Origin of the sequence: Streptomyces sp. NPDC058195 (assembly GCF_042883525.1) — a bacterium.
GTDB lineage: Bacteria > Actinomycetota > Actinomycetes > Streptomycetales > Streptomycetaceae > Streptomyces.
This window is the reverse complement of the sequence record NZ_JBHVVM010000015.1, coordinates 39,905-65,360: the sequence shown is the minus strand read 5'-3', so window position 1 is coordinate 65,360 and position 25,456 is coordinate 39,905. Positions and strand designations below refer to the sequence as shown.

Below are 25,456 nucleotides of genomic sequence, written 5' to 3'. Positions count from 1 at the left end.
GAGGCCGGAGCTACGAGAGCCAGGGGAGAGGGAAGCACGGGATGGGCGTCGCAGTGCAGGTTGTCTATGTCGCGCTGATGTGCTTTCTCATCGTGCTGATCTTCCGGCTGGTCATGGACTACGTCTTCCAGTTCGCGCGTTCATGGCAGCCCGGCAAGCCGATGGTGGTCATACTTGAGGCCACTTACACTGTCACCGATCCACCGCTCAAGCTTCTTCGGCGGTTCATCCCGCCGTTGCGTCTCGGGGGCGTGGCACTCGACCTGTCCTTCTTCGTTCTGATGATCATCGTCTCCATCTTGATCAATATCGTGATCAAGCTGTGAGCGATACGGTCTTGCCGACTGCCGACGACTACGTAGAGGTGAAGAAGAGATGCCGCTGACTCCTGAGGACGTGCGGAACAAGCAGTTCACGACCGTCCGCCTCCGAGAAGGCTATGACGAGGACGAGGTCGATGCCTTCCTCGACGAGGTCGAGTCCGAGCTGACCCGCCTGCTCCGTGAGAACGAGGATCTGCGCGCGAAGCTGGCCGCCGCCACGCGTGCCGCCGCGCAGAACCAGCAGCAGGGCATGCGCAAGCCGGAGCCGCAGGACCGGCCCGGTGCACCTGTGCCCGCCGCCATATCGGGTCCGCCGGTCCAGCAGCAGCCGCCGCAGATGGGTCCGCCCCAGCTGCCCGGTGGTGCTCCGCAGCTGCCCGCCGGTCCCAGTGGTCACGGTCCTGGTCCCCAGGGCCCGCACGGCCCCGGTCCGCAGGGCCCGCACGGCCCCGGCCCGATGCAGGGCGGTCCCATGGGCGGCCCGATGGGCGGCCCCATGGGCGGTCACGCCCCGCAGCAGCAGATGCAGCAGATGCAGCAGCCGCAGATGCAGCAGCCCGGTCAGGGCCCCGGTGGCGACAGCGCCGCCCGTGTCCTCTCGCTCGCGCAGCAGACCGCCGACCAGGCGATCGCGGAGGCCCGTTCCGAGGCCAACAAGATCGTCGGCGAGGCGCGCAGCCGTGCCGAGGGCCTGGAGCGCGACGCCCGGGCCAAGGCCGACGCCCTGGAGCGGGACGCGCAGGAGAAGCACCGCGTGGCGATGGGCTCGCTGGAGTCGGCCCGCGCGACGCTGGAGCGCAAGGTCGAGGACCTGCGCGGCTTCGAGCGCGAGTACCGGACCCGCCTGAAGTCCTACCTGGAGAGCCAGCTGCGTCAGCTGGAGACCCAGGCGGACGACTCGCTGGCTCCGCCGCGGACCCCGGCGACGCCTTCGCTGCCGCCGTCGCCCTCGCTGGCTCCGGCCGGTGCGGGTGCCATGGGTCACTCCATGGGCGGCAACCACGGCAACCAGCCGATGGGCGGCCCCCCGTCCATGGGCGGTGGGCCCTCCTACGGCGGACAGCAGCAGATGTCCCCGGCGATGACCCAGCCGATGGCGCCGGTGCGGCCGCAGGCGCCGCAGCCGATGCAGCAGGCCCCTTCTCCGATGCGTGGCTTCCTGATCGACGAGGACGACAACTGAGCCGGGTGCGCGCGCTGAGCGCGTAGCCGTCGGCAGGCTGAGGGCCGGGCCCCGGGGTTTCCCCGGGGCCCGGCCCTTTTGCGTGCGGGGTGCGGCTGCCGCGTACCGCCGAGTACCGGCGGGGACCGGGGAGGACCAGGGAGGACGAAGGGCCCGCCCGGAAGCGATCCGGACGGGCCCTTCGCGATGCTGCCCGGGGGGCTATGCCTCCGTCTTGCGCAGCCGGAACGTCAGGGCCAGGCCCTCGTCCTCGAACGGCTCGCCGTACGCGTCGTCCGCCTCGCCCCGGGCGTAGTCCAGGGCCAGCACCTCGTCCGCGATCAGGGCCGCGTGCTCGGCCAGGGCCTCCGCCGTGGCGTCGGAGGAGGACGTCCAGCGGACGGCGATGCGGTCGGCGACGTCCAGACCGCTGTTCTTGCGGGCCTCCTGGATCAGGCGGATCGCGTCACGGGCCAGGCCCGCGCGCCTCAGCTCCGGCGTGATCTCCAGGTCCAGGGCGACGGTGGCGCCCGAGTCGGAGGCGACCGACCATCCCTCGCGCGGGGTCTCGGTGATGATCACTTCTTCCGGGGTGAGGCTGACGCTCTCCCCGTCCACCTCGACGTGGGCCGTGCCCTCGCGCAGGGCGAGCGAGAGGGCCGCCGCGTCCGCGTTCGCGATCGCCTTGGCCACCGCCTGGACGCCCTTGCCGAAGCGCTTGCCGAGCGCCCGGAAGTTGGCCTTCGCCGTCGTGTCGACCAGCGAGCCGCCGACCTCGGAGAGGGAGGCCAGCGAGGAGACGTTCAGCTCCTCGGTGATCTGGGCGCGCAGCTCGGGGGAGAGCGCCTCGAAACCGCTCGCCGCCACCAGGGCCCGGGAGAGCGGCTGGCGGGTCTTGACGCCGGACTCGGCGCGGGTGGCCCGGCCCAGCTCGACCAGGCGGCGGACCAGTGCCATCCGGGTGGAGAGCGCGGGGTCGATCGCCGCCGGGTCGGCCTTCGGCCAGGTGGCCAGGTGCACCGACTCGGGGGCGTCCGGGGTGACCGGGACGACCAGGTCCTGCCAGACCCGCTCGGTGATGAACGGCGTGAGCGGGGCCATCAGCCGGGTCACCGTCTCGATGACCTCGTGCAGGGTGCGCAGCGCCGCCTTGTCGCCCTGCCAGAAGCGGCGGCGCGAGCGGCGTACGTACCAGTTGGACAGGTCGTCCACGAAGGCGGACAGCAGCTTGCCGGCGCGCTGGGTGTCGTACCCCTCCAGGGCCTGGGTGACCTGGTCCACCAGGGCGTTCAGCTCGCTCAGCAGCCAGCGGTCCAGGACCGTGCGGTCCGCGGGGGCGGGGTCGGCCGCGGACGGCGCCCAGCTCGACGTACGGGCGTACAGGGCCTGGAAGGCGACCGTGTTCCAGTAGGTCAGGAGGGTCTTGCGGACGACCTCCTGGATGGTGCTGTGGCCGACGCGGCGGGCCGCCCAGGGGGAGCCGCCCGCGGCCATGAACCAGCGCACCGCGTCCGCGCCGTGCTGGTCCATGAGCGGGATGGGCTGGAGGATGTTGCCCAGGTGCTTGGACATCTTCCGGCCGTCCTCGGCGAGGATGTGGCCCAGGCAGACCACGTTCTCGTACGAGGACTTGTCGAAGACGAGGGTGCCGACCGCCATCAGCGTGTAGAACCAGCCACGGGTCTGGTCGATGGCCTCGGAGATGAACTGGGCCGGGTAGCGGCTCTCGAACAGCTCCTTGTTCTTGTACGGGTAGCCCCACTGCGCGAACGGCATCGAGCCCGAGTCGTACCAGGCGTCGATGACCTCCGGGACGCGGTAGGCCTCCAGCTGGCAGTTCTCCTGCGAGCAGGTGAACGTGATCTCGTCGATGAACGGGCGGTGCGGGTCGAGCCCCGAGAGGTCGGTGCCCGCCAGCTCGCCGAGCTCGGCGCGGGAGCCCACGCAGGTCAGGTGGCCGTCCTCGCAGCGCCAGACCGGCAGCGGGGTGCCCCAGTAGCGGTTGCGCGACAGGGCCCAGTCGACGTTGTTGTTCAGCCAGTCGCCGAAGCGGCCGTGCTTGACCGAGTCCGGGAACCAGTTGGTCTTCTCGTTCTCCTGGAGCAGCCGGTCCTTGATGGCGGTCGTGCGGATGTACCAGGACGGCTGCGCGTAGTAGAGCAGTGCGGTGTGGCAGCGCCAGCAGTGCGGGTAGCTGTGCTCGTACGGGACGTGCCGGAAGAGCTTGCCGCGTGCGCGCAGGTCCTCGGTGAGCGTCTCGTCGGCCTTCTTGAAGAAGACCCCGCCGACCAGCGGCAGGCTCTCCTCGAAGGTGCCGTCGGGACGGACCGGGTTCACCACCGGGAGACCGTACGCCTTGCAGACCAGGAGGTCGTCGGCGCCGAAGGCGGGGGACTGGTGGACCAGACCCGTACCGTCCTCGGTCGTCACGTACTCGGCGTTGACGACGTAGTGCGCCTCGGCCGGGAAGTCGACCAGCTCGAAGGGACGCTCGTAGGTCCAGCGCTCCATCTCGCGGCCGGTGAAGGTCTCGCCGGTGGTCTCCCAGCCCTCGCCCAGCGCCTTCTCGACGAGCGGCTGGGCGACGACCAGCTTCTCCTCGCCGTTGGTCGCCACGACGTAGGTGACCTCGGGATGGGCGGCGACGGCGGTGTTGGACACCAGCGTCCAGGGGGTCGTCGTCCAGACCAGCAGCGAGGCGCCGCCCGCGAGCGGACCGGAGGTGAGCGGGAAGCGGACGAAGACCGAGGGGTCGACGACCGTCTCGTAGCCCTGGGCCAGCTCGTGGTCGGAGAGGCCGGTGCCGCAGCGGGGGCACCAGGGGGCGACGCGGTGGTCCTGGACCAGCAGGCCCTTGTTGAAGATCTCCTTCAGCGACCACCACACCGACTCGACGTACTCGGGGTCCATCGTGCGGTACGCGTCGTCGAGGTCGACCCAGTAGCCCATACGGGTCGTGAGCTCGGCGAACGCGTCGGTGTGCCGGGTCACGGACGCGCGGCACCTGGCGTTGAACTCGGCGATGCCGTACGCCTCGATGTCCTTCTTGCCGTTGAAGCCCAGCTCCTTCTCGACCGCGAGCTCGACCGGCAGGCCGTGGCAGTCCCAGCCGGCCTTGCGGCCGACGTGGTAGCCCTGCATGGTGCGGAAGCGCGGGAAGACGTCCTTGAAGACGCGGGCCTCGATGTGGTGGGCGCCGGGCATGCCGTTGGCGGTGGGCGGGCCCTCGTAGAAGACCCACTCGGGGCGGCCCTCGGACTGTTCGAGGCTCTTGGCGAAGACCTTGCTGTCGCGCCAGAAATCGAGCACGGCGTGCTCCAGCGCGGGCAGGTCGACCTGGGCGGGTACCTGGTGGTACTGCGGCGATGTCATGGGCGGACTTCCTCCGGCGGACGTTTTCCACTTCCGTCGGAGGGACGAGGGCCTCATCGGCTCCCGCGGTACCACCCTCCTTGGCCCCGGGCATGCGCCCGTGACCCCCTCATTGGGGTCGCGAAGCCGGTTCTACTTGCCGTACGGCGTTCTTCCGGCGGCTCCGGGTGATCTTCACGACGCGCTCGCCCCCGGGCTCCCACCGTCCCCGGGTCGCTCCTGGCTGCGTACGACGCTACTCGTCCCATCCACGCCTCTCGCTGGGCCCAGTGTACGGGCCCGTACGCGCGGTGGCCGACCGGATTTCCCGGGGGACGGGGCGTGACCCGAATGGGCAGATGCCCGGGGGCCGGGTCCGGGAGGCGGATTACCCGGCGGTGAGCTGGGCACAACGGATGGGGGCAGTCCGGATCGCGGGCGTGGGGAGGGGTGGTCCGGCGGCGTGCCCCGTTGCCGCGGTGCTGGAGTCGATTTATCGTCCCAGCACGATTCGCGTGCAAGATCACAATATGTGAAGGGGCCGCGCCCATGGTGACGAAGAAGAGCGCCGCACAGAAGACGGCGTCGACCGGGTCCACGGGCGCGGCGGCCGGGAAGAAGAGCCCGGCGAAGGGGCCCGCGGCCGGGGAAGCCGGGCAGCTGGCACCCCGGAAGACGGCGGCGAAGAAGGCACCTGCGAAGAAGAGCACACCCCGCAAGGCGTCGAAGAAGGCCGCGGGCGCGGCCGAGGAGGCGGCCGCAGCCGCCGGGAAGACGGGAGCCCCCACAGTGGCAGCCAAGAAGAGCACGGCCCGGACCCGCACGGCCGGCAGGGACACGGCACCCGTGCCCCCGGCCCGCGGAGGCGTGGCGACCGCCCCCGGAGAGCTGGCGGTCCGGCCTGGCGAGGACCCCTGGACCGCGGACGAGGTCGCCGCGGCGCGGGCCGGACTCAGTGGCGAGACCGTCCGGCTGCGCAGCGAGCTGGAGGCCGCGGGCGCGGCGCTGGCCGGTCTGATGCGCGACTCCGGCGACGGGGCGGGCGACGACGAGGCGGACACCGGCACCAAGAACATCACCCGCGAGCACGAGATGTCGCTGGCCGCCAACGCCCGGGAGATGCTGGACCAGACCGAGCGGGCCCTGGCCCGGCTCGACGCCGGGACGTACGGACTCTGCGAGGTGTGCGGCAAGCCGATCGGCAAGGCCCGGATGCAGGCGTTCCCGCGCGCCACGCTCTGTGTCGAGGACAAACAGAAACAGGAGCGACGCGGCTGAGCCGCGGCGGCGTGACGTACCCTCGTCCTCAGTCAGGAACCTAGGTTGAGGGACTCACGTGGCAGAGGCGGAGCGCATCATCGGTACGCCGGACATCCCCGAAGCTGAGGGGACCGAGGGGGACGGAGCCGCGGAGCGGTCCGAGGGCCCGGCCGGGGAGGCCACCCCGGCCCGGGGCGGCCGGAAGATCATGGTGCTGGTCGCCGTGGCGGTGTTCGCCTATCTCCTCGACCTGGTCAGCAAGATGATCGTGGTCGCGAAGCTGGAGCACCACGAGCCGATCCAGCTCATCGGTGACTGGCTCCAGCTCAGCGCGATCCGTAACGCCGGTGCGGCGTTCGGTATCGGCGAGGCCTACACGATCATCTTCACCTGTATCGCGGCGACGGTGATCATCGTGATCTCCCGGCTCGCCCGCAAGCTCTACAGCCTGCCGTGGGCCATCGCGCTCGGCCTGCTGCTCGGCGGTGCGCTCGGCAACCTCACCGACCGCATCTTCCGGGCGCCCGGCGTCCTCCAGGGCGCGGTGGTGGACTTCATCGCCCCGGCGAACTTCGCGGTGTTCAACCTCGCCGACTCCGCGATCTGCTGCGGCGGCGTCCTGATCGTGATCCTCTCCTTCCGGGGACTGGACCCCGACGGGACCGTGCACAAGGACTGAGCGGTGCAAGGCATACTCGACAGGTGAGTACGTATCCCGAGGTCCGCACACTGCCCGTACCCGACGGCCTGGAGGGCGAGCGCGTCGACGCCGCCATCTCCCGCATGTTCGGTTTCTCCCGCACCAAGGCCGCCGAGCTGGCGGCCTCGGGGAAGGTGCATGTGGACGGCTCGGTGGTCGGGAAGTCCGAGCGGGTCCGGGGCGGTGCCTGGCTTGAGGTGGAGATGCCGCAGGCCGCCGCTCCGGTGCAGATCGTCGCCGAGCCCGTCGAGGGCATGGAGATCGTGCACGACGACGACGACATCGTCGTGATCGTGAAGCCGGTCGGCGTCGCCGCCCACCCCAGCCCCGGCTGGACCGGTACGACCGTCATCGGGGGCCTGGCCGCCGCCGGGTACCGGATCTCGACCTCCGGCGCCGCCGAGCGCCAGGGCATCGTCCACCGCCTCGACGTCGGCACCTCCGGCCTGATGGTCGTCGCCAAGTCCGAGCGGGCCTACACCCTGCTGAAGGCCCAGTTCCGCGACCGGGTCGTGGAGAAGAAGTACCACGCGCTGGTGCAGGGCCACCCGGACCCGATGAGCGGCACCATCGACGCCCCCATCGGACGCCACCCCAACCACGACTACAAGTGGGCCGTCACGGCCGAGGGCAAGCCCTCCGTGACGCATTACGACCTCATCGAGGCCTACCGCTCCGCCAGCCTGCTCGACATCAAGCTGGAGACCGGCCGCACCCACCAGATCCGGGTGCACATGTCCGCCCACCGCCACCCCTGCGTGGGCGACCTGACCTACGGTGCCGACCCGACGATGGCCAAGCGCCTCGGCCTGACCCGGCAGTGGCTGCACGCCGTCCGGCTCGGCTTCGAGCACCCGGCCGACGGGAGCTGGGTGGAGTTCGCCAGCGAGTACCCCGCCGACCTCCAGCACGCCCTGGACACCATCACCGCGGAGAGCCGGTGACCGCCGTCCCCGCGCTGTTCACCACGCGCACGGCCGTCGGCGAGGAGGACCTCGCGGCCTGCTTCCACGTCCGCAAGGAGGTCTTCGTCGGCGAGCAGGAGGTGCCGGAGGAGATCGAGTACGACGCGTACGACGCGGGCGCGCTGCACGTCCTGGCCCTCGCGGCGGACGGGAGCGCGCTGGGTACGGGCCGGCTGCTGCACGGCCCCGGGGCGGCGTCGAGGACCGGCGGTGAGCCGGGAACCGGCTCGCTCGGCAGGCTCGCGGTGACCAGGGCCGCGCGTGGCCTCGGGGTCGGTGCGGCGCTGGTGCGGGCCATCGAGGACGCGGCCCGCGAGCTGGGTCTGGACGCCGTCGACCTGCACGCGCAGACCCAGGCCCTCGGCTTCTACGAGCGCCTGGGCTATGTGGCGTACGGCCCCGAGTTCCTGGACGCCGGCATCGCGCACCGGGCGATGCGCCGCACCCTGCGGGACTGACCGGGTGGCGGTACGCCCGGCGCCGTGATGCCGGCACGCCCGCGCCGCCCCAGCCGTACCGACGACCGCACAGACATCGGAGGAATGTCGGTCGAGGGGGTGGAACAGAGGGGGGTGTTGTCTGGATTGCGGTGCTTGCGTGGCAGGCTTTGGTACCAGTCCGGCGATCACATGGATCGGCGTCCCGCGCTCCGGAAGGCACCTCGTGGACCAGATGGCCCTGCTCCTCCTGCTCTTGCTCGGGGCCGTGGTCACGGTCCCGCTGGGCGAGCGTCTGGGGCTGCCCGCGCCGGTGCTGATGACGCTCGCCGGGGTCGGGATGGCCTTCCTCAGCTTCGTGCCGAATGTGGACATCCCGCCTGAGATCATCCTTCCGGCACTGCTGCCTCCGCTGCTCTACGCCTCGGTGCAGCGGACCTCCTGGCGACAGTTCGCCGCCAACAGACGACCGATCTTTCTGCTGGCCGTGGCGCTGGTCTTCATCACCACGGCCGCCGTCGCCGCCGTCGCCAACGCGATCGTCCCGGGGCTGCCGATCGCCGCGGCCGTGGCGCTCGGCGCGCTCGTCGCCCCGCCCGACCCGGTGGCCGCGACGGCCGTCGCCGGTTCGGTCGGGCTGCCGCGCAGGCTCGTCTCCATCCTGGAGGGCGAGGGGCTGTTCAACGATGTGACCGCGATCGTGCTCTACCACGTGGCGATCGCCGCCGCGGTGAGCGGGAGCTTCTCGCTGCCGGAGGCCTTCGGGCTGCTGATCCTCTCCGCCGTGGTGGCCGTGGCGGTGGGGCTGGTGCTCGGCTGGCTGACCATCAAGCTGATGGGGCTGCTGGGCGACGCCACGCTCCAGGTCGGCCTGACCCTGCTGGTGCCGTTCGTGAGCTACGTGCTCGCGGAGGAGCTGATGGGCTCGGGGGTACTCGCTGTCCTCACCACCGCGCTCTTCCTCGCCGAGCACACCGCCGACGCCGACGACGTCCTCGGGCGGCTCACCGGCCGCACCTTCTGGGAGATCGTCGACACGCTGGTCACCGGAGTCGCCTTCGGCCTCATCGGCCTCGAACTGCACAACGTCTTCGGTACGGCGGACGGCCGCGCGCTGGAGATGCTGGGCTGGGGGCTCGCCGTGGTCGTGGTGGTCATCGGCGTACGGCTGCTGTATCTGCTGCCCGCCACCTGGCTCGCCAAGCGGCTGCACACCCGGCGCGACGTCAGCGAGGAGATCCCCACCAGCTGGCGCGAGACCGTCGTCATGTGGTGGTCCGGGATGCGGGGCGTGGCCTCGGTCGCGCTGGCGCTGGCGATCCCGCTGACGACGGACGACGGCAAGCCCTTCCCGGGCCGCGACGAGATCGTCTTCATCGCGTTCGCCGTGATCATGGCCACCCTCGTCGTCCAGGGGCTCAGTCTGCCCTGGCTGGTCCGCAGGCTCCGGGTCACGGCGGACACGGACGCCGAGGAGGCGCTGGAGAAGGACCTCGCGGTCCGCGCCGCCAGGGCCGCCAAGCAGCGCCTCAAAGAGATCCAGGAGGTCGAGGAGTTCCCGGACGAGGTCACCGAGCGGCTGCAGCGGCTGGCGTACGACGTGGGGGCGCGGATCAGCCCCGACATGGTCGACGACGAGCGGCGCGAGGCCTACGCGCAGCGCGCCGAGCGCTTCAAGGCGATCAGCCGGGTCCAGCGGGAGATGATGTCGGCCGCCCGCCACGCGGTGCTCTCGGCCCGCAACGAGGCGGGGGCGGACCCGGAGGTCGTCGACCGGGTGCTGCGCCAGCTGGACGTCCGCAGTCTGCGCTGACCCGGGCGGCTGGCACCATGGACCCCATGAACATCATCCTTTTCCACTCGACGTACGGGCTGCGCCCCGCGGTGCACGCGGCGGCCGACCGGCTGCGTGCGGCCGGACACGAGGTGCAGGTGCCCGACCTCTTCGAGGGGCGCACCTTCGACACCGTCGAGGAGGGCCTGGCCTTCAAGGAAGAGGTGGGCAAGGACGAGCTGCTGAGGCGGGCCGTGCTGGCCGCCGCGCCCTACTCCGACCGCGGCCTGGTGTACGCGGGATTCTCCTTCGGGGCCTCCACCGCGCAGACCCTGGCGCTCGGCGACGAGAAGGCGCGCGGCCTGCTGATGTTCCACGGCACCTCGGACATCGCCGAGAACGCCTCGGTGGACGAGCTGCCCGTACAGCTGCACGTCGCCGATCCGGACCCGTTCGAGACGCACGACTGGCTGAACTCCTGGTACCTCCAGATGCAGCGGACCGGCGCGGATGTGGAGGTCTACCGCTACCCGGGCGCGGGCCACCTCTTCACCGACCCCGAACTCCCGGACTTCGACCAGGCGTCGGCCGAGCTGGCCTGGAAGGTCGCGCTCGGCTTCCTCGCCACGCTGTAGGCGCACCGAAGGGCCCCGCGCGGTGCGGGGCCCTTCGTGTTCCGGGAGCGGATCAGCCGCGGTAGGCGGTCCAGCTGTCGCTCATCCGCTGCACCTGGCCCGCGGTGAACTGGGTCATGCACGCGTCGTAGGTGTAGTCCATGAAGTTGTGGATCGGGTCGGCTCCGGCCTTCTTGGCGCAGGAGTCGCGGCCCGTGGGGCACTCGTACGCGGGGCTCGACTCGGCCGCGGTGTCTTCGACGTAGTCGCCGTTGCCGTTACAGCCGCCCTGGAAGGTGTGGTAGAGCCCCATCCAGTGGCCGACCTCGTGGGTGGCGGTGTCGCCCTGGTTGTAGTTGGTGGCGGAGCCGCCGGGCAGCGAGGCGTCGAGGATGACGACCCCGTCGTCCGAGGGGTTGGACTTGTAGGAGCTGGGGAAGGTGGCCCAGCCCAGCAGCCCGCCGCCGAGGTTGGCGGTGTAGATGTTGAGCGCGTTCGAGCCGCCCTTGCGCAGCGAGGACTTCATGGCCTTCTCGGCGGCGGTGCCCGGGGAGACGTTGTACCAGCTGCTGTTGTCGGTGTAGTCCGTACCGGCCAGCGTGTACTGGAAGCCGGTGCTGGTGTTGCCCGAGCCCTGCCCGGCGTAGGCGGCGTTCAGCACGTTCATCTGGCTGCTGATCGCGGACGCGCTGAGCTTGCCGGTCGTCCCGGAGTGGATGACGTGGAAGTAGACCGGGACGGTCGCGCCCGCCGCGAGCGTGGGGCCGCTCGTCCGGCGGTCCGCGAGTCTCTGCTTCAGCTGCGCTTCCATGGCCTTGGCCTGGGCCTCGGTCAGCTCGTTGGGGTCGTCGGCGTGCGCCTTGCCCGAGGGGCGGGCCTCGCGCGCCGTGGCGCTCGTGGCCGAGCCGTCCGCGCACTTCTGGGCGGCGGAGGCCCTGGCCGCCGGGGCTCCCGAGGTGGTGGCTCCGGCAGGGGCGGAGAGCGGTGCCAGGGCCAGGGTTCCGGCCAGGACGGCGGTGCCGAACACACGGTTTCGCATACGCGGCGATATACGGCCGAGAGCGCGCACGGGTACTCCTTGAGGGTGTGTGGGAGAGGCGGATCCTCACCCGCCGCCCGGAGATTACGTGGGCATGTCATTCCTGGAAGAGGAATGATCAAGCCCAATCGGGTAGGCGTCAAAGGGGTGGAACCGGGGCGAATCTTTTGGGGGCTTGCAGAGTTTGAGGCGGCGGTGCCGTCAGAGCCGTCACCCCGGCGGGTGGTGTGTCCCCATTCGAACCCCGGGACACGCCACCCGCCGTAGTGAGGTGATACACCGTCAGTGCATGAGGGGGTGGCCGAAAGGAGCCCCTCAGCGCACCGGGCTGTTCACCCGCTCGACCTTCTGCGTCCCGCTGAGCGTCCGGTACGAGCGAGTCCACTTGGCCGTGGCGTCCTGCTTCGTGCGGTCGGAAACGGCGTAGTAGTCCATCTGCGAGCGCTCGGCGGTCACATCGAGGACGCCGTAGCCGTGCGAGTCCATGTCCACCCACTTCACATGGCGGTTGGCGGCCTTGACCGCCGTCGCCGCGACCAGGGAGAGCGTCTGCGGCGCCACGTGCAGGATGTCGTCGATGTTGTCCGAGGTCACCGACGTCACCACGAACTCGGTGGCGGCGGAGGCGGAGAGCGGGTACGTCGCCGCCTTCACCGGCACGTCGTTGGCCCATGCCATGTGGATGTCGCCGGTCAGGAAGACCGTGTTGGTGATCGACCGGTCCCGCAGGTGCGCGATCAGCTCCTTGCGGTCGTCGGTGTAGCCGTCCCACTGGTCGGTGTTGACCGCGAGCCCCTCCTGGGGCAGCCCCAGCAGCTTGGCCAGCGGTGCCAGCAGGTCCGCGGGCACGGAGCCGAAGGCGACCGGCGAGATCATGACCGAGGTGCCGACCAGCTTCCAGGCCGCGTCCGAACCGGCCAGACCCGACTTCAGCCAGTCCAGCTGCGCCCGGCCGGTGAGAGTGCGCTCCGGGTCGTCGACCGCGCCGTTGCCGACCGAAACCTGCTGGGAGCGGAAGCTGCGCAGGTCCAGGAGGTGGAGGTCGGCCAGCTTGCCGAAGCGCAGCCGCCGGTAGACGGTGCCCTCGGTGGAGGTGCGGACCGGCATCCACTCGAAGTAGGCCTGCTTGGCGGCGGCCACCCGGTCGGCCCAGGCGCCCTCCGTGTCAGGGCTGTGGTTCTCGGCCCCGCCCGACCAGGTGTCGTTGGCGAACTCGTGGTCGTCCCAGATCGCGATGACCGGGTGGACGGCGTGCAGGTTCTGGAGGTCGGCGTCCGTCTTGTACGTGGCGTGCCGGACGCGGTAGTCGGCCAGGGTCAGGATCTCGTGCCGCGGCTCGTGCTGCCGTACGACGTACTTCGCGGCGGGGTAGCTGCCGGTGGCGTACTCGTAGATGTAGTCCCCGAGGTGCAGGACCGCGTCGAGGTCGGCGCGGGCGGCGAGGTGCCGGTACGGGGAGAAGTACCCGGCCTCCCAGTTGGCGCAGGACACTACGCCGAACCGCACCCCGGGCACGGCGGCGCCGGCCGCGGGGGCCGTCCGGGTGCGGCCGACGGGGGAGCGGGTGTCGCCCGCCGTGAAGCGGTAGTAGTACGTGCTCGCCGGGGCGAGGCCCCGTACGTCCGCCTTCACGGTGTGGTCGGTGGCCGCGCTGGCGGTGGCCGTCCCGCGGCCCACCACCGTACGGAACTCCTTGTCCTGTGCGATCTCCCAGCTCACCCGCACATCGGGGCCCTTGCCCGAGCCGGGGGCCGCCCCGGCGTCCGGCGTCACCCGGGTCCACAGCAGGATGCCGTCGGGCAGCGGGTCGCCGGACGCGACGCCGTGCAGGAAGGCGGGCTCGTCGGCGGCGTGCGCGGTGGCCGCCGAGACGAGCGGGGCGGCGAGCACGGCACCGACGGCGGCGGCCTTGACGACCGTGCGGCGGCGCGGGGCGTGGGGGCCGGAGCGGTCCGGCCGGGCATCTGAAGGTATTCGACTGGTCACAGACGAGCAGACTACTGGCGGGTACGGTCAAAGAGCGGGTGAATCCGAAGAGTTCACCCGCTCTTTTGCGAAGAGCCCACATGCTCCCGCGAGTTGCGTCAGCCCGTCGGGGCACGCTGCCTCAGGCCGTCAGGCCGCTCTGCCTCAGCCCTTGAGCGCCTTGTCGACGGCGGTGTTCCAGTCGGCGGCGGTCATCGGCGCGTTCTTGCCGTCCGGGCCGGTGATCTTCTTGCCATCGGAGACGAAGGACGGGGTGCCCTGGATGTCGTACGTGTTGTTGTCGAAGTTCTTGGCCATCTCGATCGCCCAGCGATCGAAGGTGCCGTCCTTGACGTCCTTCTCGAAGGTCTTGTTGTTCTTCAGCTCCGAGACGGTGTCCGCGATCTCGATGAGGTACGCGTCGTCCTTGAACTTGTCGTCCGTCTCCTCCGGGTGGTACTTCGCGGAGTAGAGGGCCTCCTTGTAGGAGGCGAAGGCGTCCTTGGACACGTTGAGGGCGGCGCCGAGCGCGCTGAGCGCGTTCCTGGAGCCCTCACCGGGGAGGTTGACGTCGAGGAAGGTGGCCCCGACGTACTGGAGCTTGTACTTGCCGTCCTTCAGGTCCTTCTCGATCGTCGGGCCGACCGCCTGCTCGAACGTGGCGCAGACGGGGCAGCGCGGGTCCTCGTAGGCGATGATCGTCTTCTTGGCGGAGTCCTGGCCCAGGGTGACCGTCGTGTTGTTCTTGCCGGTGGTGTTCTTGGGGGCGACCATCGCCTTTTCCTTCGCGGCCTCCCAGTGCGAGGGCTTGAGGCTCTGCATCACGAGGTAGCCGGCGCCGCCGGCTATCGCCAGGACCGCGACGATCGAACCGGCGACGATGGCCTGCCGCCGTGTCTTGTCCCGCCTGGCCTGGCGCTCGCGTTCGGCACGCAGCCGCTCGCGGGCCGCGGTCTTCGCCTGCTGGCTGTTGCGCTTGCTCATGATGGATCGACTCTCCGTAGGTCTGGTGAAGGGATGGGGACTGCCGTACCGGGGTCAGTGGACCCGGCACGGTGGTCCGCGCAGTCCTACGGAGTGCGTCAGAAGGCGGGCGCGCAGGACCAGGGCGCGCGGCACGGGGCGCGGGCCGGGGCGCGTCGGCTCCTCGCGGACCGCGTCCACCGCGCAGGCGGTCAGCAGCGGTCGGAACGTGGCGGCGGCCACCGCGCGCAGCGACCGGGCCAGCGCGACCTCGCCGCGCCACAGCCACGCCGCCGCGACGAGTCCCACCGAGACGTGCGCGGCGAGCAGCAGCCAGGGGGTCATCGGCGCGGAGGCGGCGCCGGGCGGTGCGACGTGGGCCAAGGGGGCGCCGAAGGAATCGCCGCGGCAGATCAGGTCCCAGCCCATGGACCGCAGCGACCCCGCCACGGGGCCGCCCGCCGGGCCGTAACAGGTGTGCTGCCCGCTGGTGAACACGGTGTCCGCCGCGAGTTCGAGCGGTACGAGCAGTGCGGCGATGGACCAGAACCCCCGCTCGCGCGCGCCCGCGAGGGCGAAGGCGAGCAGAAAGACGGCCGTTCCGATCAGTGCGAGCAGCGGCACCGGCAGCGGCAGCGAGGAGAGCAGTGCGTGGGCGCCCGAGGACAGCGTCAGGCACAGCGCGGTGAAGAGCGCTGCCCGTGTCGCCCGGAGGCCGATCGCCTGCGTGTTCATCGCGGCAATTCTGCCATGCCGGTTTCCGGGTGAGAGGTGGCCTGCCGGTCCGGATTCAGCTATCCGGAATCATGTCCGCAATCACCGGAATTCCCTATGTCTGACGCGCATAAGGAGAAGCTGTGTCCGTCGGCCCCGCGCGTCGGCAACGCCGCGCGGGGCGGGTGGGCCGCTGGCGACGCGCATCACGTGCGGACAGCGGGAATGGCCCGCCGGAATTCCCGCGGCCCTTGCCGGGAAACCGTTCGGCGGATCGTTGCGGGACCGGATTCCAGGGGTGTGCTGCTTGAGGAGATCCAGTCCTTGATCGCGCTTCCGGCCAGACGTCCGGGGTCATGGGTTTCCGCGCCTTTCATGGCAGGTGGCCGGCTGCGGCCTCGTTTGCGGCGCCGCGGAGTGACGCGGGTATGCGGACGTCGCCATTCAGGGAAATCGGCGCATTTCGAAAGGTGAATCAAGCGGAGTGCCGCGTTTTGTCACGGTGGCGTCCGTCACGATCACGACGTGCTGTCACGGCCGGCGAGACCCGGCGGCAGGGCGCCCGGAGACGTAGACTTCCACGCTGTCCCCCAGTCAGTCATCGCCGTTCTCCCGGAGGCACAGCGCCGTGACCAAGCCGCCCTTCACGCACCTGCACGTCCACACCCAGTACTCGCTGCTGGACGGTGCCGCGCGGCTCAAGGACATGTTCGCCGCCTGCAACGACATGGGCATGACCCACATCGCGATGACCGACCACGGCAACCTGCACGGGGCGTACGACTTCTTCCACTCGGCGCAGAAGGCGGGCGTCACCCCCATCATCGGCATCGAGGCGTACGTCGCCCCCGAGTCCCGCAAGCACAAGCGGAAGATCCAGTGGGGCCAGCCGCACCAGAAGCGCGATGACGTGTCGGGTTCGGGCGGTTACACCCACAAGACGATCTGGGCGTCGAACTCGACCGGTCTGCACAACCTCTTCAAGCTGTCCTCGGACGCGTACGCCGAGGGCTGGCTCCAGAAGTGGCCGCGGATGGACAAGGAGACCATCGCCCAGTGGTCCGAGGGCCTGATCGCCTCCACCGGCTGCCCCTCGGGCGAGGTGCAGACCCGGCTGCGGCTCGGCCAGTTCGACGAGGCGGTCCAGGCCGCCTCCGACTACAAGGACATCTTCGGCGAGGGCAAGTACTTCCTGGAGCTGATGGACCACGGCATCGAGATCGAGCGCCGGGTCCGCGACGGGCTGCTGGAGATCGGCAAGAAGCTCGGCATCCCGCCGCTGGTGACCAACGACTCGCACTACACCTACGCGCACGAGGCCACCGCGCACGACGCCCTGCTCTGCATCCAGACCGGCAAGAACCTCTCCGACCCCGACCGTTTCCGCTTCGACGGCACCGGCTACTACCTCAAGTCGGCCGACGAGATGTACGCCGTCGACTCCTCCGACGCCTGGCAGGAGGGCTGCCGCAACACCCTGCTGGTCGCCGAGCAGATCGACACCTCCGGCATGTTCGAGAAGCGCGACCTGATGCCGAAGTTCGACATCCCGGACGGCTACACGGAGATCACCTGGTTCCAGGAGGAGGTCCGGGTCGGCATGGACCGCCGCTTCCCGGGCGGTGTCCCCGAGGACCGGCAGAAGCAGGTCGAGTACGAGATGGACATCATCATCCAGATGGGGTTCCCGGGGTACTTCCTGGTCGTGGCCGACTTCATCATGTGGGCCAAGAACAACGGCATCGCCGTCGGCCCCGGCCGGGGCTCCGCGGCCGGTTCGATCGTGGCGTACGCGATGGGCATCACCGACCTCGACCCGATCGAGCACGGGCTGATCTTCGAGCGCTTCCTCAACCCCGAGCGCGTCTCCATGCCCGATGTCGACATCGACTTCGACGAGCGCCGGCGCGTCGAGGTGATCAGGTACGTGACGGAGAAGTACGGCGCCGACAAGGTCGCCATGATCGGCACGTACGGAAAGATCAAGGCGAAGAACGCCATCAAGGACTCCGCCCGCGTCCTTGGCTATCCGTACGCGATGGGCGACCGGCTCACCAAGGCCATGCCCGCCGACGTCCTCGGCAAGGGAATCGACCTCAACGGCATCACCGACCCCAAGCACCCCCGCTACAGCGAGGCGGGCGAGATCCGGGGGATGTACGAGAACGAGCCGGACGTCAAGAAGGTCATCGACACCGCCAAGGGCGTCGAGGGCCTGGTCCGCCAGATGGGCGTGCACGCCGCGGGCGTCATCATGTCCAGCGAGCCGATCGTCGACCACGCCCCGATCTGGGTGCGGCACACCGACGGCGTCACCATCACGCAGTGGGACTACCCCCAGTGCGAGTCGCTCGGCCTGCTGAAGATGGACTTCCTGGGCCTGCGCAACCTCACGATCATGGACGACGCCGTGAAGATGGTGGAGTCCAACAAGGGCGTCAAGCTGGACTTGCTGGCCCTCCCGCTCGACGACCCCAAGACGTACGAGATGCTCTGCCGCGGTGACACGCTCGGTGTGTTCCAGTTCGACGGCGGGCCGATGCGCTCCCTGCTCCGCCAGATGCAGCCCGACAACTTCGAGGACATCTCCGCCGTCTCGGCCCTGTACCGGCCGGGCCCGATGGGCATGAACTCGCACACGAACTACGCCGAGCGCAAGAACGGCCGCCAGGAGATCACCCCGATCCACCCGGAGCTGGAGGAGCCCCTCAAGGAGGTCCTCGGCCTCACCTACGGCCTGATCGTGTACCAGGAGCAGGTGCAGAAGGCCGCCCAGATCGTCGCGGGCTACTCGCTCGGCGAGGCCGACATCCTGCGCCGCGTGATGGGCAAGAAGAAGCCCGAGGAGCTGGCGAAGAACTTCGTCCTCTTCGAGGCGGGCGCCAAGAAGAAGGACTTCTCCGACGCCGCGATCAAGGCCCTGTGGGACGTGCTGGTGCCGTTCGCCGGGTACGCCTTCAACAAGGCGCACTCCTCCGCGTACGGGCTGGTCACCTACTGGACCGCGTACCTCAAGGCGAACTACCCCGCCGAGTACATGGCGGCACTGCTGACCTCGGTCAAGGACGACAAGGACAAGTCGGCCGTCTACCTCAACGAGTGCCGCCGCATGGGCATCAAGGTGCTCCCGCCCAACGTCAACGAGTCGCTGTCGAACTTCGCCGCCCAGGGCGACGACGTGATCCTCTTCGGCCTCACCGCCGTGCGCAACGTCGGCCAGAACGTCGTCGACTCGATCATCCGGTGCCGCAAGGCCAAGGGGAAGTACGGCTCCTTCCCCGACTTCCTGGACAAGGTCGAGGCGGTCGTCTGCAACAAGCGCACCGTCGAGTCCCTCATCAAGGCCGGGGCCTTCGACGAGATGGGCCACACCCGCAAGGGCCTGGTCGCCCACCACGAGCCCATGATCGACAACGTGGTGCAGGTCAAGCGCAAGGAGGCCGAGGGGCAGTTCGACCTCTTCGGCGGCATGGGCGAGGAGGAGAGCGACGAGCCGGGCTTCGGCCTGGACGTGGAGTTCTCCGACATCGAGTGGGAGAAGGCCTACCTGCTCGCCCAGGAGCGCGAGATGCTCGGCCTGTACGTCTCCGACCACCCGCTCTTCGGCCTGGAACACGTGCTGTCCGACAAGGCGGACGCCTCGATCTCCCAGCTGACCGGCGGCGAGCACTCCGACGGCGCCGTCGTCACCGTCGGCGGCATCATCTCCGGCCTCCAGCGCAAGATGACCAAGCAGGGCAACGCCTGGGCCATCGCCACCGTCGAGGACCTGGCCGGTTCCATCGAGTGCATGTTCTTCCCCGCCACCTACCAGCTGGTCTCCACCCAGCTCGTCGAGGACACCGTCGTCTTCGTCAAGGGACGCCTCGACAAGCGGGAGGACGTGCCCCGCCTCGTCGCCATGGAGATGCAGGTTCCCGACATCTCCGCGGCGGGCACCAACGCCCCCGTCGTGCTGACCATCCCCACCGTCAAGATCACTCCGCCCATGGTCAGCCGCCTCGGCGAGGTCCTCAGCAGCCACCGCGGCGACACCGAGGTACGGATCAGGCTCCAGGGCCCCCGCAAGACCACGGTGCTCCGGCTCGACCGGCACCGGGTCAAGCCCGACCCGGCCCTCTTCGGTGACCTGAAGGTGCTGCTCGGCCCGTCCTGCCTGGCCGGCTGACCGGCCCGCGGACATGACGTGGGGGCGCCCCGCGAAAGCGGTGCGCCCCCACGTGCCAACCGGCCCGCGACCGGGCCGACGGCGCCCGGGTCAGTTGTGGCCGAAGCGCCGCTGGTGCTTACGCGCAACATCGGCAGGGCTGCCCTGGGCCTGCGACTGCGGCTGTATCTGCGACTCGTACGCAGTCGACCTCGACTCCTCCGAGCCCTGCTGCGGACCTGCCGCGCGGCTCTGCTGGCTGCCCTGCTTGCGGTTCTTGTTCTTGGCCATGGTGTTCCTCCTGTGGGGACTCTCGGGGCCAGGACCGCGTTCAGATTCACATGACGGTGTAAACGGTGCATGTTGGATCATTACCGTGCGTAGCGGGGGTGCGAGATGCGTCGTTCTTCCGCTGCGCCACGCCGATGATCGAGTTCCGGACGTCAAGCCTCCCCTGGTCGGGCAGACTCGAAGGAAACCCATGGCAAGGACCGCACCCGAATTTCTGGAAGAGGGTGGACCGCGTGGACCGTTGTGTCGTCCTGGTGGACGCCGGTTATCTGCTGGGCGCAGCCGCGAGCCTGCTGGCCGGGGAACCCGCGCGTTCCCGCATCACGGTCGACCACACGGCCCTCATCCGGGGCCTGCGCGAGCGGGCCGAGGCCGATACGCAGCAGCCGCTGCTGCGGATCTACTGGTTCGACGGCGCCCCTGACCGCGTACCGCAGCCCGAGCACCGCAGGCTGCGCGTGATGCCCCGGGTGACCGTCCGGCTCGGCGCGCTGACCCGCAGCGACGGACGCTGGGCGCAGAAGGGCGTCGACGCCGCGATGCACGCCGAGCTCACCGAGCTGGCCAGGAACCGGGCCTGTTCGGACGTGGTGCTGGTGACCGGCGACGGGGACCTGCTGCCCGGCCTGATGTCCGCCAAGGAACATGGCGTCGCCGTCCACCTGTGGGCCGTCCAGGCCGCCGGAGGCGACTACAACCAGTCCGAGGACCTGGTGGCCGAGGCCGACGAACGCAGGGTCCTCGACCGGGCCTGGATCATCCAGGCCGTGCGCGCCAAGGAAACCGGCGGCGTCTGCGCCCCGCCGCCCGTGCCCCGCCCCGAGATCGCCGCGATCCTCTCCGCACCGCTCCCCGAGGCGGCCCTCGCCGCCTCCGCCGAGCGGGCCTCCGAGGCCCGCGCCGCCGCCAACGGCACCGCGGCCCCGCCCGAGGAGCCCGCCGCCGACCGGCCCGTGCCCGGCGGCCGTACCGTACCCACCCCCAAGGATCTGGCGGGCAGCCTGCGCGGTCCCGGGCCCGCCGCCCAGCCCGAGCGGAGCCTCCCGCAGCCCGCCCAGGCCGGGGCCACCCTGCGCTGGTCCTCCGACAGGAGCTGGACGGATCGCGGCGGCCCCCTGGGCGAGCCCCCCGAGACCGCCGCACTGCCCACACTCGCCCAGCTCACCAGCGCCGAGCAGCGCTGGGCGGACCGCGAGGAGGACATCACCACCGTCGGCGGCGACCCCTTCGAGGTCGGCCAGGTCTTCGCCCGTCGCTGGCTGGAACGGCTCCCGGAGACCGTCCACCTCCAGAAGCTGTCCACCATGTACCCGCGCATCCCGCACCGCATCGACGGCGAGCTGCTGCGGTACGCCGCCCGGTTCGGCCTGCTCGCCCACAAGGACGACCAGATCGACGAGCACGACCGTTACGCGATCCGGGCGGGATTCTGGCGGGAGATCGACGTGCGCGCCGCCGCCGAGCACACCCCCGCCGCGGAGCGGACCGGTCCGCCCGTCGGCTGACGGCCGGGGCGCGCCCCGGCCGTCAGCCGGTTCCCCGGCACGCGCCCGGCGCGGCCCCGGGCGCGATCGGGGGCGTCCGACCCCGTACCCTCATACCTCGTGAGTACGGGCACAGCACAGGCGCAGCAGGCGGCCGGAACCGTGTGCGCGGTGCGTGATCTGGTCAAGACCTATCCCGCCGCACGCGGCCGCCGGGGCACACCGGCCACCCCCGAGGTGCGGGCCACCGACGGGATCAGCCTGGACATCCGGCGCGGTGAGATCTTCGGCCTCCTCGGCCCCAACGGCGCGGGCAAGTCAACCCTGGTACGCCAGCTCACCGGACTGATGCGCCCCGATTCCGGCAGCGTCACTGTGCTGGGCCACGACCTCGTCCGCCACCCGGACCGGGCCGCCCGGCTGATCGGCTACCTCGGGCAGGAGTCCACCGCCCTGGACGAGCTGACCGTCTCGCTCGCCGCCGAGACCACCGGGCGGCTGCGCGGCCTCACGGCGGCCGACGCCCGCGCCGAGCGCGACGCCGTCCTCGCCGAACTGGGGCTCGCCACGATCGCGGGACGCCCCCTGAAGAAGCTCTCCGGCGGGCAGCGGCGGCTCGCCTGCCTCGCCGCCGCACTGGTCGGCGAGCGGCCGGTGCTGGTGCTGGACGAGCCGACCACGGGCATGGACCCGGTGGCGCGGCGCGCCGTCTGGGCGGCGGTGGACCGGCGCCGGGCCGAGCGCGGCACCACGGTGCTGCTCGTCACCCACAACGTCATCGAGGCCGAGACGGTCCTCGACCGGGTCGCCGTGATCGACCACGGCCGGGTCATCGCCTGCGACACCCCGGCCGGGCTGAAGGAACGTGTCGCGGGCGAGGTCCGGGTCGAGCTGGTGTGGCGCGAGCGGGCACCCCTGGACGTGCCGGAGGTCGCAGCGCTGCGCTCCCTGGCCGAGGAGTCCGGGCGGCGCTGGGTGCTCCGGCTCGGCCCCGACGAGGCACGGGCGGCGGTCGCCGCGGTGACCGGTGGCGCGGCCTTCGCCGCGCTCGACGACTTCTCGCTGGCCACGCCCAGCCTGGAGGACGTCTACCTCGCGCTCGGCGGGGACACCACCGCGGGGCTGGTGAAGGCATGACCGGCGGGACGACCGGGTGCGCGTGCGCGGCCGGGCAGCGAGGGAACAGGAGCAGCACCAGGTGACGAGCATCGTGCCCGCGGACGCGGTGACCGCGTCGGTCCGGACCGGCCTCCACGGCCGCCCGGCCCACGACGGGGAACCCGCGCCGCTCGCGCCCCGGGCCCGGCTGTTCCCCTCGCTCGCGGCCGTCTACCGCGCCCAGCTGTCCCGGGCCAGGGTCGCCCGCATCCCGCTGCTCTTCGTCGCGACGTTCCAGTCGGTCGGGATCATGGTCCTGATGCGCGGGGTGGTCGACGGCGGCTCCGAGGCGCGGGCCGTGGTGGCCGGATCGGCCGTGCTCGTGGTGGCCTTCGTCGCGCTCAACCTCCTCGCCCAGTACTTCGGCCAGCTGCGGGCCGGCGGCGGTCTCGACCACTACGCCACCTTGCCGGTGCCGCCCGCAGCGGTGGTGCTCGGGGCGGCCGGGGCGTACGCCTCCTTCACGGTCCCGGGCACGATCGTCACGGCGGTCGTCGGCAGTGTGCTGTTCGGGCTGCCGCTGGCGCATCTGTGGGTGCTGGCCGCGGTGATCCCGCTGGCCGGGGCGGCGCTCGCCGGGCTGGGCGCGGCGCTGGGGCTGCTCGCGCCCCGGCAGGAGCTGGCCACGCTCCTGGGCCAGCTGGGCATGTCGGCGGCGCTGCTGCTCGGGGTGCTCCCGGCGGACCGGCTGCCCGCGCCGGTCGGCTGGGCGCGTGACCTGCTGCCCTCGACCTACGGTGTCGAGGCGCTCTCCCGGTCCTTCGACGCCCGCCCCGACTGGGCGGTCGTCGCGCTGGACCTCGCCGTCTGCGCCGTTGTCGGGGTCCTCTCGCTGGCCGTGGCGGCCTGGGCGTACCGCAGGGCAGCGGTCCGGTGAGGCGCGGCGGCGGGGCGCCTGGCACGATGGCACGGTGACCGCACCCCTGACGCCGCCTCACCAGCCCTCGCCGCACGACCCCTGGCAGACCCCGCCGGAGGGGGGCGGACCCGGGGGTTCCCACCTGATCGGTGCGCATCACCCGAAGGCGTCCGAGGAGCGGGCGCTCGCGCCGGAGCTGCGGCAGGCCGCGGTCATCGCCCTGCTCGTCACGGCCTGCGGAGTCGTGCTCGGGCTGCTCTGGCTGTGGCTGGCGCCCCGGGTTCCGCTGATCTCCGACAGCACCGCCGTCTTCCTGAACGACAGCGAGGGCGAGGAGGCGATCGGGGCCGACGGTACGTTCGTGCTGCTGGGCCTGGCCTTCGGGGCGGTCTGCGCGGCGCTGGTCTTCTGGTTCCGGCGGCGCGGCGGCATCGCGCTGGTGGTGGCGCTCGCGGTGGGCGGGCTGCTCGGCTCGCTGCTGGCCTGGCGGCTGGGGGTGTGGCTCGGGCCGACCCAGGACGTGGTCGCGCACGCGCGAGCGGTCGGCAAGGGCGTGGTCTTCGACGCGCCGCTCGAACTGAGGGCGAAGGGGGCGCTGCTGGCGTGGCCGCTGGGCGCGATGGCGGTGCATCTCGGGCTGACCGGGCTGTTCGGGCCGCGCGACCCGGAGCCGGAGTGGGGCGTGTTCCCCGGCGGACCCGCGCCGTGGCCCCCGGCACCCGGTGCGCCCGGGGTGCCTGGAGCGCCCGGGACGCCGGGCGCGCCCGCGAGCGGAGGGACGCCGCAGGGGCCCGCGCAGCCTTAGGGCCTCTCGTTTGGATCATGCCGGGCTCGCGGGGGCTGGCACGCACATCTGCCGCGTTGTCGTCAGTCACCGACGCTCCGCGTCGGCTCCTTCCTCCGCCTTGCAGCTGCACGCACCAGCCCCCGCTCCCTGATCCAGCCTGATCCAAACGAAAGACCCTAGGGCGGAGGCTCAGTCCCCCCGGCCGATCTCCGCGAACACCGCCCCCGTCAGCGACGCCAGGTCCTCGGGGGCGAGCTCGACCTCCAGCCCCCGGCGGCCCGCCGAGACGCAGATCGTCTCGTGGGCGCGCGCCGAGGCGTCCAGCACCGTGCGCAGCCGCTTGCGCTGGCCCAGCGGGGAGATGCCGCCCCGTACGTAGCCGGTGGTGCGCTCCGCGGCGGCCGGGTCGGCCATGAGGGCCCGCTTGCCGCCCACCGCGGCGGCCAGCGCCTTCAGGTCCAGCGTCCCGGCCACCGGGACGACCGCCACGGTCAGCGTCCCGTCGACCTCCGCGACCAGGGTCTTGAAGACCCGGTCGGGGGAGACACCCAGGGCCTCGGCCGCCTCCTCGCCGTAGGAAGCGGCGGCCGGATCGTGATCGTAGGAGCGGACGGTGAACGCCGTGCCGGACGCGGTCAGCGCGACCGTCGCCGGGGTGCCGCCGGACTGCTGCTGCTTCTTCGGCTTCTTCGCCACGGGGGAAGGGGTCCTCGGATCAGTTGGGGTGGGTCGGGGCGCGGGTCAGGTCCACCGCGGGCAGCGACGGCAGATGGCGGATGACGGCGGTCTCGGCGCGCAGCAGCGTCAGTTCCTCGCGCAGCCGGCTCGCGGTGTCGGGCGCCTGGAGCAGCCGCTGTTTGGCCGGTACGTCGAGCACGGCCGCCGCCGCGACCAGGTACGAGACGACGGCGGGGTCGTCCGGCAGGTCCGCGCCGGTCGTCAGGGACCGCTCGCTCGCCCCGGCCAGCCGCTTCTGGTAGGCGCGGAAGGCCCGCAGCACGCCCTCGGCCAGCGCGCCCGCCTCCTCGCCGCTCTCCTCGGCCAGCTCCTCGACCTCGGCGGTCAGGAAGGGGCCGCCGGTCTCGACGGAGAGCAGCGCGACCCGGGTGGTGCCGGTGGCCAGGACCTCGAAGCTGCCGTCCGGCCGCTCCCGGATCTTCGCCGCGTCGGCGATGCAGCCGACCTGGTGGAAGGTGTGGACGGGGTCGGTGCCGAAGCCCTCCGCCGGACCGCGCTCGGCGGGTCCGTTCACGGCGTCGGGCATGCCGGTGCCGGTGCGGGCGGTCTCGTGGCCGTCGCGGATCGCGACCACCGCGAAGCGGCGGGGCTCGTCCTCGTCGGTCTTCAGGAGTTCGCGCATCATGGCGCGATATCGCTCCTCGAAGACGTTCAGCGGCAGCACGAGGCCGGGGAACAGCACCGCGTTCAGCGGGAACAGGGGCAGGCGAGCGGTGGTCACAGCG

21 protein-coding genes are annotated in these 25,456 nt (G+C 71.2%); 13 read left to right on the top strand and 8 right to left on the bottom strand.

The genetic code is table 11. The features are described 5' to 3' along the window. Positions 1–41 precede the first annotated feature (41 nt). Positions 42–326, top strand: a complete 285-nt coding sequence (locus tag ACFVWY_RS19910; protein ID WP_389873964.1) for a YggT family protein — start codon at positions 42–44, stop codon at positions 324–326. 49 nt (positions 327–375) lie between these two features. Then, a complete protein-coding gene (locus ACFVWY_RS19905; RefSeq protein WP_389873961.1) occupies positions 376–1,506 on the top strand; it encodes a DivIVA domain-containing protein in 1,131 nt (376 codons plus the stop codon). Between the two features lie 201 nt (positions 1,507–1,707). Here the strand turns inward: ACFVWY_RS19905 and ileS are convergent, their stop codons facing one another. Beyond that, the gene (gene ileS / locus ACFVWY_RS19900; protein WP_389873959.1) at positions 1,708–4,857 is read right to left on the bottom strand and encodes an isoleucine--tRNA ligase; all 3,150 of its coding nucleotides are present in this window, start codon (positions 4,855–4,857) and stop codon (positions 1,708–1,710) included. 528 nt (positions 4,858–5,385) lie between these two features. Here ileS and ACFVWY_RS19895 point away from each other — a divergent pair. The 6 genes from ACFVWY_RS19895 to ACFVWY_RS19870 all read left to right on the top strand — a co-directional run bounded on the left by ACFVWY_RS19895 (position 5,386) and on the right by ACFVWY_RS19870 (position 10,607). Next, a complete protein-coding gene (locus tag ACFVWY_RS19895; protein ID WP_389873956.1) occupies positions 5,386–6,114 on the top strand; it encodes a TraR/DksA family transcriptional regulator in 729 nt (242 codons plus the stop codon). 58 nt (positions 6,115–6,172) lie between these two features. Next, positions 6,173–6,775 carry a signal peptidase II gene (gene lspA, locus ACFVWY_RS19890; protein ID WP_389873953.1) on the top strand — a complete coding sequence of 201 codons (603 nt, stop codon included), beginning with the start codon at positions 6,173–6,175 and terminating at the stop codon, positions 6,773–6,775. A gap of 23 nt (positions 6,776–6,798) precedes the next feature. Next, a complete protein-coding gene (locus ACFVWY_RS19885; protein WP_389873950.1) occupies positions 6,799–7,740 on the top strand; it encodes an RluA family pseudouridine synthase in 942 nt (313 codons plus the stop codon). Continuing rightward, positions 7,737–8,219 carry a GNAT family N-acetyltransferase gene (locus ACFVWY_RS19880; RefSeq protein ID WP_389873948.1) on the top strand — a complete coding sequence of 161 codons (483 nt, stop codon included), beginning with the start codon at positions 7,737–7,739 and terminating at the stop codon, positions 8,217–8,219. Before ACFVWY_RS19885 ends, ACFVWY_RS19880 begins: the two co-directional genes overlap by 4 nt. Positions 8,220–8,424: 205 nt before the next feature. Further along, on the top strand, positions 8,425–10,011 hold the full coding sequence (locus tag ACFVWY_RS19875) for a Na+/H+ antiporter (RefSeq protein ID WP_389873945.1): 1,587 nt from the start codon (positions 8,425–8,427) through the stop codon (positions 10,009–10,011). Between the two features lie 17 nt (positions 10,012–10,028). Further along, positions 10,029–10,607 carry a dienelactone hydrolase family protein gene (locus ACFVWY_RS19870; protein WP_389873943.1) on the top strand — a complete coding sequence of 193 codons (579 nt, stop codon included), beginning with the start codon at positions 10,029–10,031 and terminating at the stop codon, positions 10,605–10,607. Positions 10,608–10,659: 52 nt separating this feature from the next. Here ACFVWY_RS19870 and ACFVWY_RS19865 read toward each other — a convergent pair whose 3' ends face one another. The 4 genes from ACFVWY_RS19865 to ACFVWY_RS19850 form a co-directional block, all read right to left on the bottom strand. Further along, on the bottom strand, positions 10,660–11,625 hold the full coding sequence (locus tag ACFVWY_RS19865; RefSeq protein ID WP_389873940.1) for a zinc metalloprotease: 966 nt from the start codon (positions 11,623–11,625) through the stop codon (positions 10,660–10,662). 315 nt (positions 11,626–11,940) lie between these two features. Further along, a complete protein-coding gene (locus ACFVWY_RS19860) occupies positions 11,941–13,611 on the bottom strand; it encodes an alkaline phosphatase D family protein (protein WP_389873938.1) in 1,671 nt (556 codons plus the stop codon). Between the two features lie 144 nt (positions 13,612–13,755). After that, positions 13,756–14,574, bottom strand: a complete 819-nt coding sequence (locus ACFVWY_RS19855) for a thioredoxin domain-containing protein (RefSeq protein ID WP_389873936.1) — start codon at positions 14,572–14,574, stop codon at positions 13,756–13,758. Between the two features lie 54 nt (positions 14,575–14,628). Then, complete coding sequence (locus ACFVWY_RS19850; protein ID WP_389873933.1) at positions 14,629–15,288, bottom strand: hypothetical protein; 660 nt, start codon at positions 15,286–15,288, stop codon at positions 14,629–14,631. 607 nt (positions 15,289–15,895) lie between these two features. On the opposite strand from ACFVWY_RS19850, the gene dnaE reads away from it, so the two are divergent. Continuing rightward, positions 15,896–19,435 carry a DNA polymerase III subunit alpha gene (gene dnaE / locus ACFVWY_RS19845; RefSeq protein WP_389873930.1) on the top strand — a complete coding sequence of 1,180 codons (3,540 nt, stop codon included), beginning with the start codon at positions 15,896–15,898 and terminating at the stop codon, positions 19,433–19,435. A gap of 90 nt (positions 19,436–19,525) precedes the next feature. On the opposite strand, the gene ACFVWY_RS19840 is transcribed toward dnaE, so the two are convergent. Then, positions 19,526–19,705, bottom strand: coding sequence for a hypothetical protein (locus ACFVWY_RS19840; RefSeq protein WP_389873928.1), 180 nt, complete (start codon positions 19,703–19,705; stop codon positions 19,526–19,528). 224 nt (positions 19,706–19,929) lie between these two features. Here ACFVWY_RS19840 and ACFVWY_RS19835 point away from each other — a divergent pair, with 224 nt between their 5' ends. The 4 genes from ACFVWY_RS19835 to ACFVWY_RS19820 all read left to right on the top strand — a co-directional run bounded on the left by ACFVWY_RS19835 (position 19,930) and on the right by ACFVWY_RS19820 (position 24,011). Then, a complete protein-coding gene (locus ACFVWY_RS19835; protein ID WP_389873926.1) occupies positions 19,930–21,210 on the top strand; it encodes an NYN domain-containing protein in 1,281 nt (426 codons plus the stop codon). A 141-nt stretch (positions 21,211–21,351) separates the two neighbouring features. Then, complete coding sequence (locus tag ACFVWY_RS19830; RefSeq protein WP_389874262.1) at positions 21,352–22,326, top strand: ABC transporter ATP-binding protein; 975 nt, start codon at positions 21,352–21,354, stop codon at positions 22,324–22,326. Positions 22,327–22,414: 88 nt separating this feature from the next. Then, entirely contained in the window at positions 22,415–23,224 is an 810-nt protein-coding gene (locus tag ACFVWY_RS19825) for an ABC transporter permease (protein WP_389874260.1), read from the top strand. A 34-nt stretch (positions 23,225–23,258) separates the two neighbouring features. Continuing rightward, positions 23,259–24,011, top strand: coding sequence for an ABC transporter permease (locus tag ACFVWY_RS19820; protein WP_389873923.1), 753 nt, complete (start codon positions 23,259–23,261; stop codon positions 24,009–24,011). Positions 24,012–24,182: 171 nt separating this feature from the next. Here the strand turns inward: ACFVWY_RS19820 and ybaK are convergent, their stop codons facing one another. Both ybaK and ACFVWY_RS19810 read right to left on the bottom strand, forming a co-directional pair. After that, positions 24,183–24,689 carry a Cys-tRNA(Pro) deacylase gene (gene ybaK / locus ACFVWY_RS19815; protein ID WP_389873921.1) on the bottom strand — a complete coding sequence of 169 codons (507 nt, stop codon included), beginning with the start codon at positions 24,687–24,689 and terminating at the stop codon, positions 24,183–24,185. 19 nt (positions 24,690–24,708) lie between these two features. Continuing rightward, positions 24,709–25,452: an LON peptidase substrate-binding domain-containing protein gene (locus ACFVWY_RS19810; protein ID WP_389873919.1), complete on the bottom strand. Its 744-nt coding sequence runs from the start codon at positions 25,450–25,452 to the stop codon at positions 24,709–24,711. Between the last annotated feature and the right edge of the window lie 4 nt (positions 25,453–25,456).

Bases quoted from the DNA above. Each gene is read 5' to 3' on its own strand.
- ACFVWY_RS19910 (WP_389873964.1), top strand. From the start codon at position 42: ATGGGCGTCGCAGTGCAGGTTGTCTATGTCGCGCTGATGTGCTTTCTC.
- ACFVWY_RS19905 (WP_389873961.1), top strand. From the start codon at position 376: ATGCCGCTGACTCCTGAGGACGTGCGGAACAAGCAGTTCACGACCGTC.
- ileS (WP_389873959.1), bottom strand. From the start codon at position 4,857: ATGACATCGCCGCAGTACCACCAGGTACCCGCCCAGGTCGACCTGCCC.
- ACFVWY_RS19895 (WP_389873956.1), top strand. From the start codon at position 5,386: ATGGTGACGAAGAAGAGCGCCGCACAGAAGACGGCGTCGACCGGGTCC.
- ACFVWY_RS19870 (WP_389873943.1), top strand. From the start codon at position 10,029: ATGGACCCCATGAACATCATCCTTTTCCACTCGACGTACGGGCTGCGC.
- ACFVWY_RS19865 (WP_389873940.1), bottom strand. From the start codon at position 11,625: ATGCGAAACCGTGTGTTCGGCACCGCCGTCCTGGCCGGAACCCTGGCC.
- ACFVWY_RS19855 (WP_389873936.1), bottom strand. From the start codon at position 14,574: ATGAGCAAGCGCAACAGCCAGCAGGCGAAGACCGCGGCCCGCGAGCGG.
- ACFVWY_RS19850 (WP_389873933.1), bottom strand. From the start codon at position 15,288: ATGAACACGCAGGCGATCGGCCTCCGGGCGACACGGGCAGCGCTCTTC.
- ACFVWY_RS19840 (WP_389873928.1), bottom strand. From the start codon at position 19,705: ATGGCCAAGAACAAGAACCGCAAGCAGGGCAGCCAGCAGAGCCGCGCG.